General features: G+C 52.2%; 9 protein-coding genes and 1 tRNA gene. 6 read left to right on the forward strand and 4 right to left on the reverse strand.

The window, feature by feature from the left end; genetic code table 11:
• Positions 1–19: 19 nt before the first annotated feature.
• Together P8N76_28825 and P8N76_28830 are read right to left on the reverse strand one after the other, a co-directional pair.
• A complete protein-coding gene (locus P8N76_28825; GenBank protein MDG2385707.1) occupies positions 20–910 on the reverse strand; it encodes an aldo/keto reductase in 891 nt (296 codons plus the stop codon).
• A 46-nt stretch (positions 911–956) separates the two neighbouring features.
• On the reverse strand, positions 957–2,450 hold the full coding sequence (locus P8N76_28830; GenBank protein ID MDG2385708.1) for a radical SAM protein: 1,494 nt from the start codon (positions 2,448–2,450) through the stop codon (positions 957–959).
• A gap of 535 nt (positions 2,451–2,985) precedes the next feature.
• Between P8N76_28830 and P8N76_28835 the strand changes: the two genes are divergently transcribed.
• The 3 genes from P8N76_28835 (at position 2,986) to P8N76_28845 (ending at position 9,935) form a co-directional block, all read left to right on the forward strand.
• The gene (locus P8N76_28835; GenBank protein MDG2385709.1) at positions 2,986–8,760 is read left to right on the forward strand and encodes a lamin tail domain-containing protein; all 5,775 of its coding nucleotides are present in this window, start codon (positions 2,986–2,988) and stop codon (positions 8,758–8,760) included.
• Between the two features lie 89 nt (positions 8,761–8,849).
• Positions 8,850–9,539: a TIGR02466 family protein gene (locus P8N76_28840; GenBank protein MDG2385710.1), complete on the forward strand. Its 690-nt coding sequence runs from the start codon at positions 8,850–8,852 to the stop codon at positions 9,537–9,539.
• 323 nt (positions 9,540–9,862) lie between these two features.
• Positions 9,863–9,935 (forward strand) — tRNA-Ala (locus P8N76_28845).
• Between the two features lie 102 nt (positions 9,936–10,037).
• Here P8N76_28845 and P8N76_28850 read toward each other — a convergent pair.
• The gene (locus tag P8N76_28850) at positions 10,038–11,144 is read right to left on the reverse strand and encodes a sulfotransferase family 2 domain-containing protein (protein MDG2385711.1); all 1,107 of its coding nucleotides are present in this window, start codon (positions 11,142–11,144) and stop codon (positions 10,038–10,040) included.
• 415 nt (positions 11,145–11,559) lie between these two features.
• Here P8N76_28850 and P8N76_28855 point away from each other — a divergent pair, with 415 nt between their 5' ends.
• The 3 genes from P8N76_28855 (at position 11,560) to P8N76_28865 (ending at position 15,577) form a co-directional block, all read left to right on the forward strand.
• Positions 11,560–13,755 (forward strand): PEP-CTERM sorting domain-containing protein, encoded by a 2,196-nt coding sequence (locus tag P8N76_28855; GenBank protein ID MDG2385712.1) that lies wholly within the window; start codon positions 11,560–11,562, stop codon positions 13,753–13,755.
• Between the two features lie 254 nt (positions 13,756–14,009).
• Complete coding sequence (locus tag P8N76_28860) at positions 14,010–14,327, forward strand: DUF202 domain-containing protein (GenBank protein MDG2385713.1); 318 nt, start codon at positions 14,010–14,012, stop codon at positions 14,325–14,327.
• Positions 14,328–14,458: 131 nt separating this feature from the next.
• Entirely contained in the window at positions 14,459–15,577 is a 1,119-nt protein-coding gene (locus tag P8N76_28865; GenBank protein MDG2385714.1) for a Gfo/Idh/MocA family oxidoreductase, read from the forward strand.
• Positions 15,578–15,650: 73 nt separating this feature from the next.
• Here P8N76_28865 and P8N76_28870 read toward each other — a convergent pair whose 3' ends face one another.
• On the reverse strand, positions 15,651–15,770 hold the full coding sequence (locus P8N76_28870) for a winged helix-turn-helix domain-containing protein (protein MDG2385715.1): 120 nt from the start codon (positions 15,768–15,770) through the stop codon (positions 15,651–15,653).
• Positions 15,771–16,011 lie beyond the last annotated feature (241 nt).

The following is a 16,011-nucleotide window of genomic DNA, read 5'->3' on the forward strand; positions in this document are numbered from 1 at the left end:
TGGTATGCATCCCCAACACTTAGTAACTCAAGGCGGCTTCATTAACGAGGCCAAAATCGTTCTTCCATAACTCGATCAGGCTATTCTCAAGCTGTGGATTGAGTGGAGGTGCTTCCTTCAGCCGGGCCAGTTGCCTGACATGATCCGGCTTGCGTACGCCCGCGATGACTTGGTCAATTTGCTGATGCGACAAGAGAAATCGATAAGCGAGTTCCGGTAGTGGTAGATCGGATAGCTGGCGAATTTGATCGACTCGCTTGATGATCGATTTGAGTCGATCACCCTTCAGCCAACCTGACCGGTGATCGTCTGGGGCGAATTGTGTTGCTGCATTGACATGGCCGCCCAGAATGCCGGATGCAAGTGGCGAGCGAGCCATGAATTTTGGGCGAGATCCCGCGTTCATGCCCTTGATGGCCGATAAGTCTAGCAGATTGGTATCGTCTTGGATGGCATCGAACTGCGTCAGCAATTCCTGAGGGTATGGATGGTGTTTTGCCAGGCTAATTCCTGATTGTTGGATTTTTCCTGCCTGTTTCAGACTCGTGAACATTTCCAAAATCGGTTCATAATCGTGGATCTCATTCCGAGGATTGTGCAAAAACAAGATGTGGACTCGGTCGATTGCAAGACGTCTCAAACTTTCGTCCAGGGAGGCGATGAGATCGGCCGTTGCGAAACTTTTACCCCGATAAGGACGATTGCCCACTTTTGTGTTGATTTTGATTTGCGGGTTTTTCGAGAGCTCTTTTCCCAGGCATGATTCGATAAACCCGTTGCCATAGTTGGGGGCCGTATCGAATTCCAGCAAGTTGTTTTCCACGCAGGTACGTAGCGTTTCCGCGATCTGCTCGAGTTGGATCTGTCCGAAGTCGCCGCTCAAGGGCCAACTACCAATGACGAAAGACACGAAGGGCTTCCCTTTTACGAAAATGATGGGGCAGACACGGGTTCGATTAGGAAATCGCGAAGTGATTTTGTTTTAATTCGTCCAGGCGGTCCAAACCATCTCGCACGAGTGTTACGAAATTGGCTTTGTAGAACTCGAGCAATGGAGGGCTGATAACCGCCGATTTGCTGCAGGTTCGCAATTGCCCGTCGACATCGTATTCATAATCGTCAAAATAATTCTCCTGCTGGCCGCGGGCTGCTTCTGGGGTACCCAGGTAGGGGGAGTAAAAGGCTACCGTGATGTTGTCGGGGTCCAGCAGTTGATTGAAGCGAATCGTATCAAGAATCATCGATTCCGTTTCTTGAGGTAAACCGATGATGTTGTAGGTTGTGCGGCGAATTCCATGTTCTCGCAGCAAGGCGAAGTTCTCTACCAAGCGATCGGTGGCCGCGTGACGGTTGAGACGATCTTCACGAAACGTTTCGCTCGACAACTCAATGCCGGTTCCAATGCCATCCACCTTAAGTCGTTTCAGTAACAGAAAATCTTTGTCTCGCAAATGGTCTGCCCGTGTCTCAATGTAAAGTTTGATGTCCAGATCCGATTTCTCAAGTCGCGCGGCGAGTTCCTTGAGAAGCGAACGATTGATGGTCATGAAATTTGTGTCTTGGCAACGAATTAGCTCAACGCCCAGGCCCACATGCAAGAAGGTCAGTTCCTCCATGATTCGTGCTGCGCTTTTATTACGCAGATACTTTTTCGGTTGGAGTAACGCGCCGGAGGTGGGGCTGGACTGATTGGCGCCATAATATTTTTGAATGACTGTTTCGACGCAGTAGGAACAGGTGAAGATACAGCCTCTCGACAGTTCGTAATCCACGCCTTTTACAACTCGGCCGTTGTAGGGTCTTAGCAGAACCTGTGGATCAAACAGGGTGTAATCGTAGGTGCCGATCGCATCAAGATCCGAGATGATCGGCTGTCTCTTATTCGCCAACGCTTGCCCTTGTGGATCTCGCCAAATGACACCCGGGATTTGTTGGATTGCTGTCCGATTGGGGACGGCAGATGCGACTTGAGTGAGCGCGAGGTCGGACTCTCCAGCAATCAGGAAATCGACGTGTGGGAATCGATCGAGAATCAATTGGGGCGCTGCGGTGGCTTGTAACCCGGCGGCCACACGCAAGGCATTGGTTTCGAGTTCGCGGATCAGATCGTAACCATATTGCACGTTGACATATTCGCCTTCTCCGTGAATGTGAGATGAAATGGCTGACCAAAATAATAGGTCGGGCTGAAAAAGTTCGACTTTTTCTTGCAGGGCTTTGTGGACGTCATCCTCACAGAATTCTACCTGAGCTTCGTAAGACGTTGGACGATACTGGAGATTGGCCGTGTTGAAGGCCAGTTCATTATTCGTCCAGTGCCGAAAGAACGTTGCATCGAACAAGTCGACCTCGTGCCCGGCCTCTTGGAGGGCTGCCGCGTGGGACGCGATCCAGATGGGGGTAATTCCTCGCCCCCATTTATTTGGATTTATCAAAAGAATTTTGGCCACGTTTTCACTCCTTTGCCAAACCTAGCCAGCGATGCTGCTGTTTGATACGCAATCTGTGACAACGGGTCAATACAAACTCTTTCTGGAAGGGAGCTCAGACGGGATGATCGGGCCTCTTGCAGTGATGAAACCCGAGGATGGAAAACGGTTGACTTGCGATGCGTCTGAGCGTGCAGGAAAGCTCTTCTTTCCCGAGCAGTTGCCGTCCATGATGGTCAGACCGACAAGCGAGCAGCCTTTGTGGAATCGGTTGGTTGGTTGTTTCAGAATCCTTGTGAGGAATCGCGAAAAGTTTGGGCCGGATATCGGATTTCGATTGGGACGCTTGGGGTAAAGTCAGGTTGGCGGACGGGGGCAGTCTCGATTTTTAGCCTTCAAGGCCAGAGAAACGTTTCGTAACCGCAACCAAAGTTGCCATTTCGCCAAGCGGTGTTAACGCTTGGTTGAATAAGCAGAGTGCAATACGTGGCGTGAAATACGACCGTTAGCTAAAGTGAGGGTTGGTAAGTCCAGAAGGAAGAATCGAGGCGGAAACATGAAAAGGCGTCAACGAAGACTGCGTAAGAGCTACCAGCCTAGGCTGATCGAGTCCTTGGAGAACCGAAATCTATTGACGGGTTTCACTGCGTTCAACGGTTTGTTTTCAAGTGGCGACACGAACGAAAACACCACCTTCTACTCGGACGTGGGTGGCCGAGATTCAGCCGGTCCATTGGTTGACGTTGAAACAGGAGAAGCGACTCAAGTTTTGCTAACGACCTCCCAGGTCGGAGTGCACTTTGGTGGTAATGGATCGCCACCCGCCTCGGGGACGGATGCCCATTCGATATTTGATGGCTTTGTTGATTTTTCTGCGGGGGGAGAACGAAGTATTGAGGTGTCTTCGGGCGACGCTTATCAATATTCGTTCGAGAATCTTGATGCGGGGGCGACTTACGAGTTTGCCGGAACTGCAATTCGCGGTAACAGTGGTTACACGGATCGTTGGACGTTGATTGAGTTGCAGGGGGCGGTGTCTGCTACGGCTGATCACAGTACGGGACCAGGCGTGGTACGAAGTGGCTTGCCCTCCAATCAAATAGCGATCTGGACGGGCAACAATGCATCTTCGGGCGAGGGCTATGTGGCTCAATGGCTGGATATCGATCCAGGAGCGGACGGTACCTTTCATGTGACCTCCACCCAGTACACTGGGCCCGTGCCGACACAAATTAATAGCAGTGGGGAGGCGGATGGCAGTAAAGGCTACGGTATTTCCGGAATCCGACTTGTCGAAAACGTTCCGGCCGGACCTCCAGCCGTCGAAAACTTGATCGCCTCGGAGGTGATGGCCTTTGAGGCCACGGTGGGCGGTCGAGTCACGACCACGGGTGGGCAAGTTCCTGAGATAACCGTTTATTATGGTGAGACGGACGGCGGGACTAATTCGCAACAATGGCAGAATTCACTCGACTTGGGAAAAGCGAGTCGTGAGTTTTCTGCGATTCTGGATGGGTTAGATCAGGCCACGACGTATTACTATCGCAGCTTTGCTGAAAATAGTCTGGGAAATGACTGGGCGGATTCTTCCCCGTCATTCACGACCTTGAGCGCTAGCCCGCCAGAGTTGCAAATCTTACCCGCCGAAAATGTGGGGGCGTTTGCAGCTGAATTGACTGGGCGAATCACCAATACGGGTAACGATGCGCCGATTGTGACCGTCTATTACGGCGACAATGATGGCGGCACGAACAAGGGGAGCTGGGATGAATCGATCGAGCTTGGGGTCCAGAGTGGAACATTCACTGCGGCCGCGAGTGATCTAGATCCAACGAGTCAATATTTTTTCTCAGCCCGTGCGCAGAATTCATTAGGCAGCCAATGGACCGATTCGTTGTCGTTTACTACGACGGAAACTCCGCCTTTGCAGATCAGCGAGTTTGTTGCTGACAATGCGACGACGTTGACAACACGAGTACGAACCACGCCGACCGCTTCTTTCCGAGGCGACCGTCTGACTCCGGATTGGATCGAATTGCATAATCCAACCGCGACGGTGGCGGATGTTGGCGGTTTCCACATCACCGATGATTTGGGACAGCCACGGCAATGGAAAATTCCAGCAGGTACTCTGATTGCGGCTCGCGGTTATCTGGTGGTGTTTGCATCTGGTTTGGATATCCGCGATAGCCGATTAGATGAGCGAGGTAATTTGCATACCAACTTCCAGCTGGCCAGCAATTCTGGAGCTGAGCTTGCCTTGACCGACGCAGAGGGCGAAGTGGTATTTTCGCTCACCAATTTGCCCGTTCAGAGTGAAGATATTGCGTACGGAGTAGATCAGATCGGTACGGAACGTTTCTATGCGTCACCTACTCCCGGCGAGAATAATGCGAATGACGTGCCTAAGGCACCTCAGATTAGCCATTCGAGTCAGACGTTTACCGGGTCGATCGTCGTCGAATTAAGCCCTGCACTTCCTACTCATTCGGTGCGTTACACGTTAAACGAACGATCACCAACAACGTCTTCAACGCTCTATTCGGGACCCATTACGATTGATTCGACCACACAATTGCGCGCAATTTCGGTGGCGCCCAATGGCAAGTCCAGCACTGTCGTTGGTGAGTCGTATATTGAACTGGCCAGAAGTGTGACTGACGATACGTCAAATCTACCCATCGTGATTGTTGACACGTTTGGTGATGGGGTGCCGGGAAGGGGCTCGAGTTTTGGTGACGCATTTGTCGGGATTATTGAGCCAGGTGAAAACGGTGAAGCATCCCTGACCAGTGAATTCGATGTCGAGACGCGGGCAGGAATACATGTGCGAGGTTCCAGTTCAGCTGGCTTTTCCAAGAAACAATACCGGGTGGAGCTTTGGGATCAGCGAGACGAGGATCAGAAGTACCAAGTGCTGGGAATGCCGAAAGAGGCCGACTGGATTTTTTATGGCCCGGGGCAGTATGATCGCTCGCTGGTCGCCAACCCGTTGATGTATGACTTGAGTAATCAGATCGGGCAGTATGCTACTCGAACGCGTTGGGTCGAGATGTATCTGAATAGCAACGGCGGAACTGTTAGCTCGTCTGACTACGTTGGCTTGTATGCGATTATGGAAGTCATTGAGCAGGGGGATGATCGCGTCGACGTGGAACTGCTCTCAACAGGTGCTGGCGGGGTGCCCGTGAATGGTGGGTTTGTCTGGAAGAATGACCGAGGCAGCGCTTATGTCGATCCGGATGATACAACTTCCGCCCAGCGGCGACACATTGATGGTTGGATCAACGATCTGAAACGAGCCGCGTCTGGAGCGAACGCAGGTGATCCGCTGCGTGGTTATGAAAAATACTCCGACGTTGGCAGCTTCATCGATCACAATATTCTGAATCTGTTTGCCATGAATGTCGATGCGATGCGGCTGAGTTCGTTTTATCACAAGACGGCGGAAGGTAAGCTGGTCGCTGGTCCGATCTGGGATTTTGATCGGTCGTTGGATTCGACCGATGGTCGTGACAACAATCCGCGAACCTGGTACGGATCCGGAGACTCGACGCGTTATTTTAATGACAGCGATCGCGTCATGTCTTGGTGGCCTGATATGTTCGACGACGCCGATTTTGTGCAGGGCTATATCGACCGTTGGACAGAACTCCGTCAAAACGAGTTGAGTCTCGAGAATGTCTACGCCACGATCGATGCACATGCCGCAGAAATTTCAGATGCGGCTGCCCGCGATTATCGTCGTTGGTCTGGCTCCCGCTACAGCACCTTTGCGGGAGAAATTCGACATCTCAAAGACTGGATCGAAGATCGAGTCAATTGGATCGACTCCAAATGGATGGACCCACCTAAATACAGTGAAGCCAATTCCCAGCTTTCGGTTGGCGCTAAAGTGTCGCTAAGTTCATCGCAGGGCACCGTCTACTACACGTTGGATGGAAGTGATCCACGCGGTGATAACGGTGCGATTCGGCCGGAAGCAATCAGAGCGACGGTACCCGTTTCAATCGACGGCTTTACCCGCATCACAGCACGCGTTTACAAATCCGGCCACGGATCATCACGGAATGGATATGAGGCGACGGGAGACGATTGGTCAGCACCGTCCACGGCCGTCTACTTTAATGACCCGCCGGCAGCTGCTGGAAACCTGGTGATTAGTGAAATTAACTACAATCCTTCTGACCCGACAGCGGCAGAAGAGTTGCTTGGTTTCGACAATAACGACGACTTTGAATTCATCGAATTGTTGAATGTGAGTGACCAGCCGCTGGTTTTAACAGGCTCCCGTTTGGCAGTGGCAGATTACGAAGGTGAGGAAGAAGGGGTTGCGTTTGATTTCTCCAAGGGTTCGATCAACACCCTCGCGCCGGGTGAACGATTGATTGTGGTAGAGGATGCAAACGCTTTTGCAGCTCGTTACGGCAAAGGAGCTCCAGTTGCAGGAGAGTGGAATGGTTCGTTGAGCAACAATCGAGAACAGCTCACCCTATTGGCTTATGATGGAGCGATCATTCAGCAATTCGCTTACAACGATAGTGGGCTTTGGCCTGGCCGCGCCGATGGGAATGGCAGTTCGCTTGAGATCGTGAATCGAGATGGCAATTTGGATGATCCTCGCAATTGGCGAGCAAGTGTGATGTTCAACGGATCTCCGGGGGGGACGGATGCAGCACCGCTGGGAGTTGTCGTCAACGAAATCTTGGCCCACACGGATCCGCCCGTAACACCGCCGGATTCAATCGAACTTTTCAATCATACATCGACGGCGATTGATTTGGGGGGATGGTATCTCAGCGATTCCAGCGAGAATATGCTGAAGTACCGGATTGCGAACGGTACGGTGTTGGCAGCCGGTGAGTATTTGGTGTTTGACGAAAACGACTTTAATCCAACACCTCTCAATCCGGGCCCAAATGATTTTGCGCTGAGCAGTGCACGCGGTGATGATGTCTGGTTGGTTGTGGCGGAGGGTGGACAGCCCTCGGAATTTGCTGACGATGTGCACTTTGGGGCGACTCCCAATGGTGAATCGATTGGCCGTTTGCCAAATGGCAGTGGTGTGTTTGCTCCGATGTCGCAACGCACGTTGGGTGCCACGAATTCGGCTCCTCGTGTGGGGCCCGTTATTATCAGCGAGTTGAATTACAATCCGGGTTCTGTCTCCATTCAAGCACTCGTGCTCGATCGGTCGATGACAACCGATGACCTGGAATTTGTCGAAGTCTTCAATTCCACCGGCCTCCCGATCAATTTGACCGATTGGCGCATGCGAGGCGGTGTTGATTACGATTTCGATGCCGGTTTGCAATTAGCTGCAGGACAGGCTCTGCTGGTTATTCCTTTCGATCCTGACAAACCCGAAAATGTCAATCGTACCGCAGCCTTCCGGGCGCACTACCAACTGGATGCGTCAGTGAAACTGGTGGGTGGCTATGACGGCCAACTCAACGATCAAGGTGAATCTGTTCGCCTTGATCGACCGGATTCACCACCGGCCGAGGACCCCGATTACATACCGAACATGTTGGAGGATCAAGTCACTTACGATGTGGTGGCCCCTTGGCCCAACGCCAACGGAACTCGCACCTCCTTGACACGTGTGACAACTACCAGTTTTGGGAGCTTCCCCAACAGCTGGGTGGCCGCAACGCCGAGTCCCGGGCAAACTGACTTTGATGTGGATCCAGTCTCGGGAGACGTGAATGGCGACGGCAATACGGATTCAGAGGACATCGATCTGGTTTGCGTCGGCGTTCGGACGGCCGATCTTGTTTACGATCTCAATCAAGACGGTAGCACCGATTTGGCGGATGTTCTCTTCCTGGTTGAATCGGTTTTGCAAACCACTGCCGGCGATGCCAACGCAGATGGAGTCTTCAATTCAAGCGATCTCGTGCAGATTTTTGCGAGGGGAGAGTATGAAGACGGAATCGCCGACAATTCGGTTTGGTCGGAAGGTGATTGGAACTGCGATGGGGATTTTGATTCGAGTGATCTGATCGTTGCCTTCCAGGCCGGAAGTTACCAAGCCGGAGCGGTTCTCGCTGCGACCCGAGGTGTGGGGGATGTAAGATCTCAGCTCCCGGATCTGACCATTCAGGTAGGAAATGACAAGCGGGAGAATTCGACGGCGGACCCGTCCGCAGAAAACTCCGCCTGGCAGGATGCACGGGATTCCCGTCGTCCCTTGTTGCAGGCAGACCAGGTCGAGGCGCGCGATGCGGTGTTTGACTCGGACCAATCATTCTTGAATTCGTCTTCGGATCAAGCGATGGAGGATCTTGATCTTGATCTGCTAATCGCCGAAGAAAATCGCTCGGTTTAGACCGAGCCAGCAACTCGACTCGCGTAGACTCGACTCGCGCATGTGGTACACTCCACTCCGGTTTGATTTCCCTTGCGCTGAGGTTCGGTATGTCGAATTTTATCCATCTTTTTCCACTCTCCGTTTATCACGCTTCGGTGGAGCTATCCCCCGAGTACAAAAGTCAACTGGTTCAGCTGATTTTGGAGATGGAAACGGCTGCGAGCAAGGAACAATCGCACAGTGCTTGGCTCGGGGATACCTCCGGTTTTGAGTTCTTATTTCAAAGGGACGAATTTCGCGAATTCTATCGACGGATTGCGGAGGCCGTGAAGGATTACACGACCAAGTTGGGTATGAATAACGATTTGATCGACTTTTATTTTCAACGTTCGTGGGCGACGGTGACGCGCCGTGGCGAAAAAATTAATGAGCATTCGCACGATCAGTCAAACATTAGCTTCGCCTACTATTTGCAGAAACCACCAGGATCAGGCGGCATCAATTTCATTACCTACAATCACCCCAATGAACTATCTCGCGGCATCTTTACTCCCGCCAAGGCGGAAATAGGCTTTATCGATCGCCCCAGTATGCTCACCTGGAACAACGTTTCGATTGAACCTAAGGAAGACGAAATCTACATCTTTCCTTCGAAGACGTTGCACTCCACAACCGCGAGTGAGTCGGACCAGCCGAGAATCTCGATCTCAGCTGACATCACACTGATGTTACGTGACAGCCAAGGGCATGAAACGATGATGCCCCACTATCGGAATTGGCGATCGTTTGATGAATAGCCGACTGTCGCCGCTTCTTTTTGCCTGTGCACTTTCCGAGAGATGAGCCTGAGTCGGTAAAGTCTGATTCTGCGATGATGGCTTGGCAACGGAGTCGCTTGCCGACACTGTCGGATTCATCCTCGTCGCTCTCAAGCTTATCGTCTTCCTGGCTTGATCGGGTTGTCTAATCGGATTCTTCGGGAAGATCGGAAGCGTTTCGAGCAAAGATTACAGAAGTCGACCGTGCTTTGCTGGCGACCGCTTGCTAAGAAATGCTATGATCTGTAAACTTTGGAGTGCAGATTCGCAAGTCGCCGCATGTCGATGACGGGCGAATACTCGGGGACGTAGCTCAATTGGGAGAGCACCGGCTTTGCAAGCCGGGGGTTAGGGGTTCAAGCCCCCTCGTCTCCACTTTCTTTTTTCTTTCTTTAAATCGTGATTGTCGCCATCGTTGCGCTGTCTGAGCGATTTCGGACCCGGGCAAAAAAAACAAGGCGCCGGATCCAGGCCCGGTTAGGCCGCTGATCTCGCTTGGTGTGTCCGAGCTTCCACCTTGGATTTTGCTAACTGGTAGAGTTGGGAATCGATGGGATTCAGCGCTCGTAGGTACGCCTCGTCCTTGGGCGATACGGTGACCGAATTCAATGATTTGTTCCGATAAGCACGGTTGATTAGCTCTTCCGTGGGTGGGGCAATGGAAACTCGCAGCAAAACGAGTAGGGCGTCGAAAAAATCTGTCAATTGATCGGTGACGCCAACCAGATCGTACGCAGCCAGTGTTGCCCTCGCCGACTCTGCTGCAGAACAGTTGTCAGCCATCTTCAGGTTTCCCGAAAGAACCTCAAATTGCTTATCGCGGAACCGATATTGAACTTGCTTGCAGCGGATGAATTCGGAAAAACCCAACTCTCGAGCCGCTTTTATGGTCGGCTCATGATAGGCGGGATTAGCGGGTTTGATATTGAATCGTAACCAAGTGTAGACCGAGCGGGTGCGGCTGACTGGATCCCGAATAAGCGTGCAGATCTGACGTTGTTCGATGTCAGGGATGAAATGGTGATGAATTTGCCCAACGTGGCCGGATAGGATCGGCCAGCGAGCCCATTCGGCCCATTCTTGTCGACTCGGATCAACTGTGGTTAATAAGTCCAGACGGTTTGAGACACAGTGAAATGGAAAGAGGTAGTTCAAGGCGACGGTAATCGTCGAGCCCCCCGTTTTCGATACATGATCAAATAACAGACGTTGCCCTGGCGGGAAATCAGCTGTCATCGATTCCAGCATTTGGCGTAATCGGCTGCGAATTGTTGGATCTTGGGCCAAGATCGGCGTTGGTAATTCTTCCGAACTGGAGAGGATAAGTGGCAAAAGACTTTTTGTGCCTCTTGCGTCCCTTCCTGTCAGGCAGCCATAGAGCGCCTTCGTCAGTTGGGTCCGTTCTCGAACGAGTCGTAAGGGTGCCGTTCGGCCAACGTCTGAGGCAAGAAATCGACTAATCACCGATGGGGGAATGTGGTCGATCTGTAATTCTTGCTTCAGATAGGCGGCGATTCGCCCTACTTCGCGTTTAGTCGCTTGTCGACTAAGAGTGTCGAGGAACCTCTGAAGCAGCTGCTGCATACGTCCGATCCCTGTCTGTTATCAGCCAGCGTTTTTCCCGCTCTCCGGTGCGGTGAGCGTAACCTATTTTAAACACGTTTCCAACGGCAGTTGTTTGCGGTCAGCTGGGCCCGAATTGCGTGCGGACCAACGCTTGTCAACGCTGCCGGCAGCGTTGACAAGCGTTGGGATCTCTTGACTTTTTCCTTATATTGGTCTGTCCATGAACATTGGCATCGCGATGAAACGAACGGATTTGTCCTGGCTCTAGGGCGTCCAAAAACAGTCTGCCAGACGAATTGTCGATTAGTGCTTTGTTTGTGCACCTTATTCGTTGATTTCATGGATTTTACGAGTAGATTGTGTCCTGAAGCACCGTATCAATACTGACGATTTGGCGCACAGGCGAAACATGGGATTCTCAGGAGGAAGCGTGATGAAGAAATGTTGGGTATTCATGATTGGGGTCATCTGGGCGGCCTCCGTCCATGCTTCGCCGACAGGCATAAGTATTGGCCTCAATTTTGGCGCCGATGAGCCCAACGGCGGTCTCGAGGGTGTCATTGAGGGGCCAGCTGGTGTGGTCGGAACTGCGAATTGGAATAATCTGGAACTGGCGGGTGATATTTACGAAGACGTTTTCATAGACGCGAATGGAACTGAGGTAGGAACTGGTGTCGAAGTCGAATGGGCTTCCAACAACACTTGGTCGAGTGACGGACGTGGGGAAGCGAACAACAGTGCGCCCGCTGGGAACGATCGGGCGTTGATGCTGGGCTATCTGGATACGTCGGATACGTCAATCACCGAAGTAAGTATTAGTAATTTGCCATCCGAGCTTTCCAGCGGGTTTGATGTTTTTGTCTATGTCCAGGGAGGTGTGAACGGCCGAGGCGGAACTTACACATTGTCTGCTGGGGGCGTCACCGTCGCTCAGGACAATCTTCAGACCGGGCCGTTTGACGGAACGTACATCGAAGGCGAGGAAGGAAATTATCTCGTCTTTCCAGGATTGAGCGGTGATAGTCTCACTGTTGAGGCTCAGGCCACCACGCCCGATCTTTTCCGCGCAGCCTTGAATGGTATCGAAATCTGTGCTCCGGGTGCTTGCTTGGCTTTGCCGACGCCGGTTGCCGGCCGCGGAACCATTGGAGATCAAGTCGTTTCGACTCGGCTCGAAAACCCGGTCTACGGTCCCGGTGATGCCAACCAGGCTGGTTTGGCTCAAGCTTGGTATGCTCAAGGAAACCCAGGTAGCAAAGCAGGCGTCGATTCGGTGGCCCTGGAATCGGATCCCGCCGTACCCGTTTTTCGAGCGGGACATGGTGCGACTTGGTGGACAGGAAGCGTGGAGAGTTTTGGTGATCTGGTCAAGTATCCGGAGGAAATTGCTCCGGCCTGGGATCCTGAAGCGGACAATAACGATACTTACACGGTAAAGGCACAGGGTGAACTCCTGGTACCCGAATCGGGCTCTTATCGTTTCACTGATGGCGTCGATGACTTCACTTACTTAGCGATTGACATCGATAAAAGTGGTGTTGCGGGCGACAATCCCGATGAGATTTTAATTGACGACAACAATTGGACGACACCGCTCCGTGATGGCAACAACGGAGGCGGTGGGTACGGTGAGGCTGATTTCGACATCGCCGATGGTGGTGAGTGGTTGGCCATTGAAGTCAACATTGCGGAAGGCGGCGGCGGCGACAGCGGAGTCATCTATTGGGATTACGATGCCAACGCTCCTGCGGGGCAGCGACTGGGTGGCGCCGAAGGGTTCCCTGAGTTTGTTGAAGATCCGTTGTTTGAAGAAGACGCTGAGAACATGTTTATCCCCGACAGCCACTTGCGATCCTCGATCAAACCACTGTTGAGCGGTGATTTGGTGGGTGAACTCACCGAGGTTTCGCTTGGTTGGGAATTCGAAATTGATGGGGATACGGATAAGGCAGATCGTTTTGTATTAGAAAATAAGGACGAGAACGTCTACACCACGATGCTCGACGTCGATGGCGTCAACGTGATTGTGAACGCTACCGGTGATTTGCAGGCGGGAGATGCATTCCAAATTATCGATGCGGATCAGATTACGGGGACTCCCGTGATCTCCTCAAGCGATCCCTCTCAAGAATGGTCATTCAATGCTGCGACGGGGCAGTTGATCTTCGGTGCTGCCTTGACAGGTGATTACAACGGCAATGGTCTTTTGGATGCCGATGACTTGGATTTGCAGGCCTCTGTAGGTATTGCTAATAACGATCTTTCGTACGACCTTAACGATGACGGAGTTGTCAATTCGACTGACCGACGGGTTTGGGTCAACGATTTGAAGAACACCTGGATGGGGGATGCAAATCTCAACGGTGCGTTTGACAGTTCCGACTTGGTGGCGGTTTTTGCTACTGCGAAGTATGAAACCACCCAGGCCGCCACATGGGGGCAGGGTGACTGGGATGGAAACGGCGTTTTTGATTCGGGTGACCTTGTCGAAGCGTTCAGTAACGCAGGTTACAACGTCGGTGAAAAACCCGGTGGTCCAAATCCGGCAACGGCAGCCGTTCCTGAACCGTCTAGCATCCTGTTATTGCTGATTGGTTCGCTCATGATGCTTCGGCTTCGTAAGTCGTAGTCGCGGCGCTGATACTTAATGTTGAAACGGGAGACCTCGTCTTGAGGCCTCCCGTTTTTTTTCGGGGGGCTTGGGCGATTGAGTGCAGGCGATTGAGTGCAGGCGATTGAGTGCAGGCGATTGAGTGCAGGCGATTGAGTGCGGGCGATTGAGTGCGGGCGATTGAGTGCAGGCGGAACGCGTTAAGGTGCGGGGGTCGTGTAAGCTGTTCCTTTGAGCTGGGCATTGTTGCGGCCTCGTTAGGACTTGAACCGATGTTGGATCAGGCGGTTCCACTGAAAAGCTGTGACCATGGCGAAGGGTTTTTTTGCGTGCCGGAAGTTGAAAAAACGACTGAATCATCATTGCGTGACCGTCTTGCCTTGGATCGGACGGTACTAGCCAACGAACGCACCTTGTTGGCTTATGTTAGAACGGCCATGATGCTTGCCGCCACGGGGGCAACGGCGATTAGTTTCTACAGCGATCGATGGTTTCCACTTGTGAGTGGCTGGTTTTTGATCGCCTTAGGATTGGTGATTGCGACCGTTGGTGCAATTCGCTTTCGAAATCTGGCAAGATCACTGAAATGATTCTGAGACGAGCCTCGCGTCCGCAACGCTGGCCAATTCTGAACTCTTTTTCACGATGCATTCGGACATTCGTTGTGGTTTAATGCTGGCTGGACGGTGTGGGTGTATTTTCCATGGCAGCAGGTGTTCGGATGCAAAACTTTTTGTTCGCGATTTCGTGCTTTGTTTGCTTGGCTTGCACCGTGTGTGGCCAGACGGTTGAGAAACCGCCGTTGCGAGTGGTGGTGGCGGGGCTTTCGCATGATCACGTTCATGCCGTTCTGCGACGTCATCTCCGGGGGGATCTCCAAATTGTCGGAATTGCAGAGTCAAACCGTGAGTTAGCGAAGCGGCATGCCGATCGGTACGGCTTTAAGATCGATCTGGTTTCGAATTCGCTTGCTGATCTGCTTGAGAAGACAGAACCTGAAGTGGTTTGCGACTATGGTTCGATTTACGGTCACCTGAACACGGTTCAGATTTGCGCACCGCGAGGCGTTGACGTGATGGTTGAGAAACCTCTGGCGGTTAGTTTAGAGCACGTGCGTGTGATGGAACGCTTGGCGGCAAAGCATGGAATCAACCTAATTACCAATTATGAAACGACTTGGTATGCCAGTCATCTAGCGGCTAAACGCTTGTTAACCGAAGCAGCGACTTTGGGTGAAATTAGAAAAATCGTTGTGCATGATGGGCATCCTGGTCCTGCAGAAATTGGTTGCAGTCAGGAATTTCTCGCTTGGCTAACTGATCCTCGCTTGAATGGTGGCGGTGCATTGACTGATTTTGGTTGTTATGGCGCCAATCTGTCCACTTGGTTCATGAACGGGCAGAGGCCAACCAGTGTGACTGCGGTGACTCAACAGATAAAACCTGATCGGTATCCTCAGGTTGATGATGAAGCTACCCTGGTGCTGACCTATCCGAAGGCTCAAGCAATTGTGCAGGCGAGTTGGAATTGGAATTACAACAGAAAAGATATTGAAATCTATTGCCAGCATGGCTTCGTTCACTGTCTCAATTCGAAGCAGATGCGGACAATGCGTCCCCCATCGAATGAGGTAATGGGGCAGGTCGCTCCACCGATTTCTGCACCGCACGGTGATCCGTTTGAATATCTAGCTGAGGTGGTGAGGGGAACGATCCAAGTCAAGCCGACCGATCTATCGTCATTGCAGAATAACGTAACGGTCGTTGAGATCCTGGAGGCAGCGAAGATTTCTGCTGACACATCAAGAACGGTTCGGATGGACGAATTGAAAGCCGACTGATTTGAGGCCTCTTCGGCTATCTCGGATCGTGAAAACGATATCCCACGCCACGAATCGTTTCGATCAACTTGGCCTAACTGCTGAGCTTTTTGCGAAGGGCTCGAATGTGCACATCGATCGTTCGTTCCAGAACGATCGCATCGTCACCGAGTGCTGCGTCGATTAGCTCTGGACGACGAAAACCCCTTCCCATGTGTCTCATCAGCGCTTTCAGCAGAAGAAAGTCACTCTTGGTGAGCTGCGAATTTCTCCGCCGGGTTGGTTGACCGTAATCAGCCAGCCGTTTTCAACGGAGTGCGCGCATTGCTGACCAAATCGTCGACTTGATGCACTTTCGCCAGCACACGGACGCTGAGCCTGAACAACTCCATGGCCATGGTTTAAGTTCGGTTCGAGCCCGACACGGTGGGTCGGTGGGTCGGTGGGTGGCAATG

It is taken from the genome of Pirellulaceae bacterium (genome assembly GCA_029243025.1).
Lineage (GTDB): Bacteria > Planctomycetota > Planctomycetia > Pirellulales > Pirellulaceae.

Coding starts and splice junctions, on each gene's coding strand:
- P8N76_28835 (MDG2385709.1), top strand. CDS start 2,986: ATGAAAAGGCGTCAACGAAGACTGCGTAAGAGCTACCAGCCTAGGCTG.
- P8N76_28840 (MDG2385710.1), top strand. CDS start 8,850: ATGTCGAATTTTATCCATCTTTTTCCACTCTCCGTTTATCACGCTTCG.
- P8N76_28850 (MDG2385711.1), bottom strand. CDS start 11,144: ATGCAGCAGCTGCTTCAGAGGTTCCTCGACACTCTTAGTCGACAAGCG.
- P8N76_28855 (MDG2385712.1), top strand. CDS start 11,560: ATGAAGAAATGTTGGGTATTCATGATTGGGGTCATCTGGGCGGCCTCC.
- P8N76_28860 (MDG2385713.1), top strand. CDS start 14,010: ATGTTGGATCAGGCGGTTCCACTGAAAAGCTGTGACCATGGCGAAGGG.
- P8N76_28865 (MDG2385714.1), top strand. CDS start 14,459: ATGCAAAACTTTTTGTTCGCGATTTCGTGCTTTGTTTGCTTGGCTTGC.
- P8N76_28870 (MDG2385715.1), bottom strand. CDS start 15,770: ATGGGAAGGGGTTTTCGTCGTCCAGAGCTAATCGACGCAGCACTCGGT.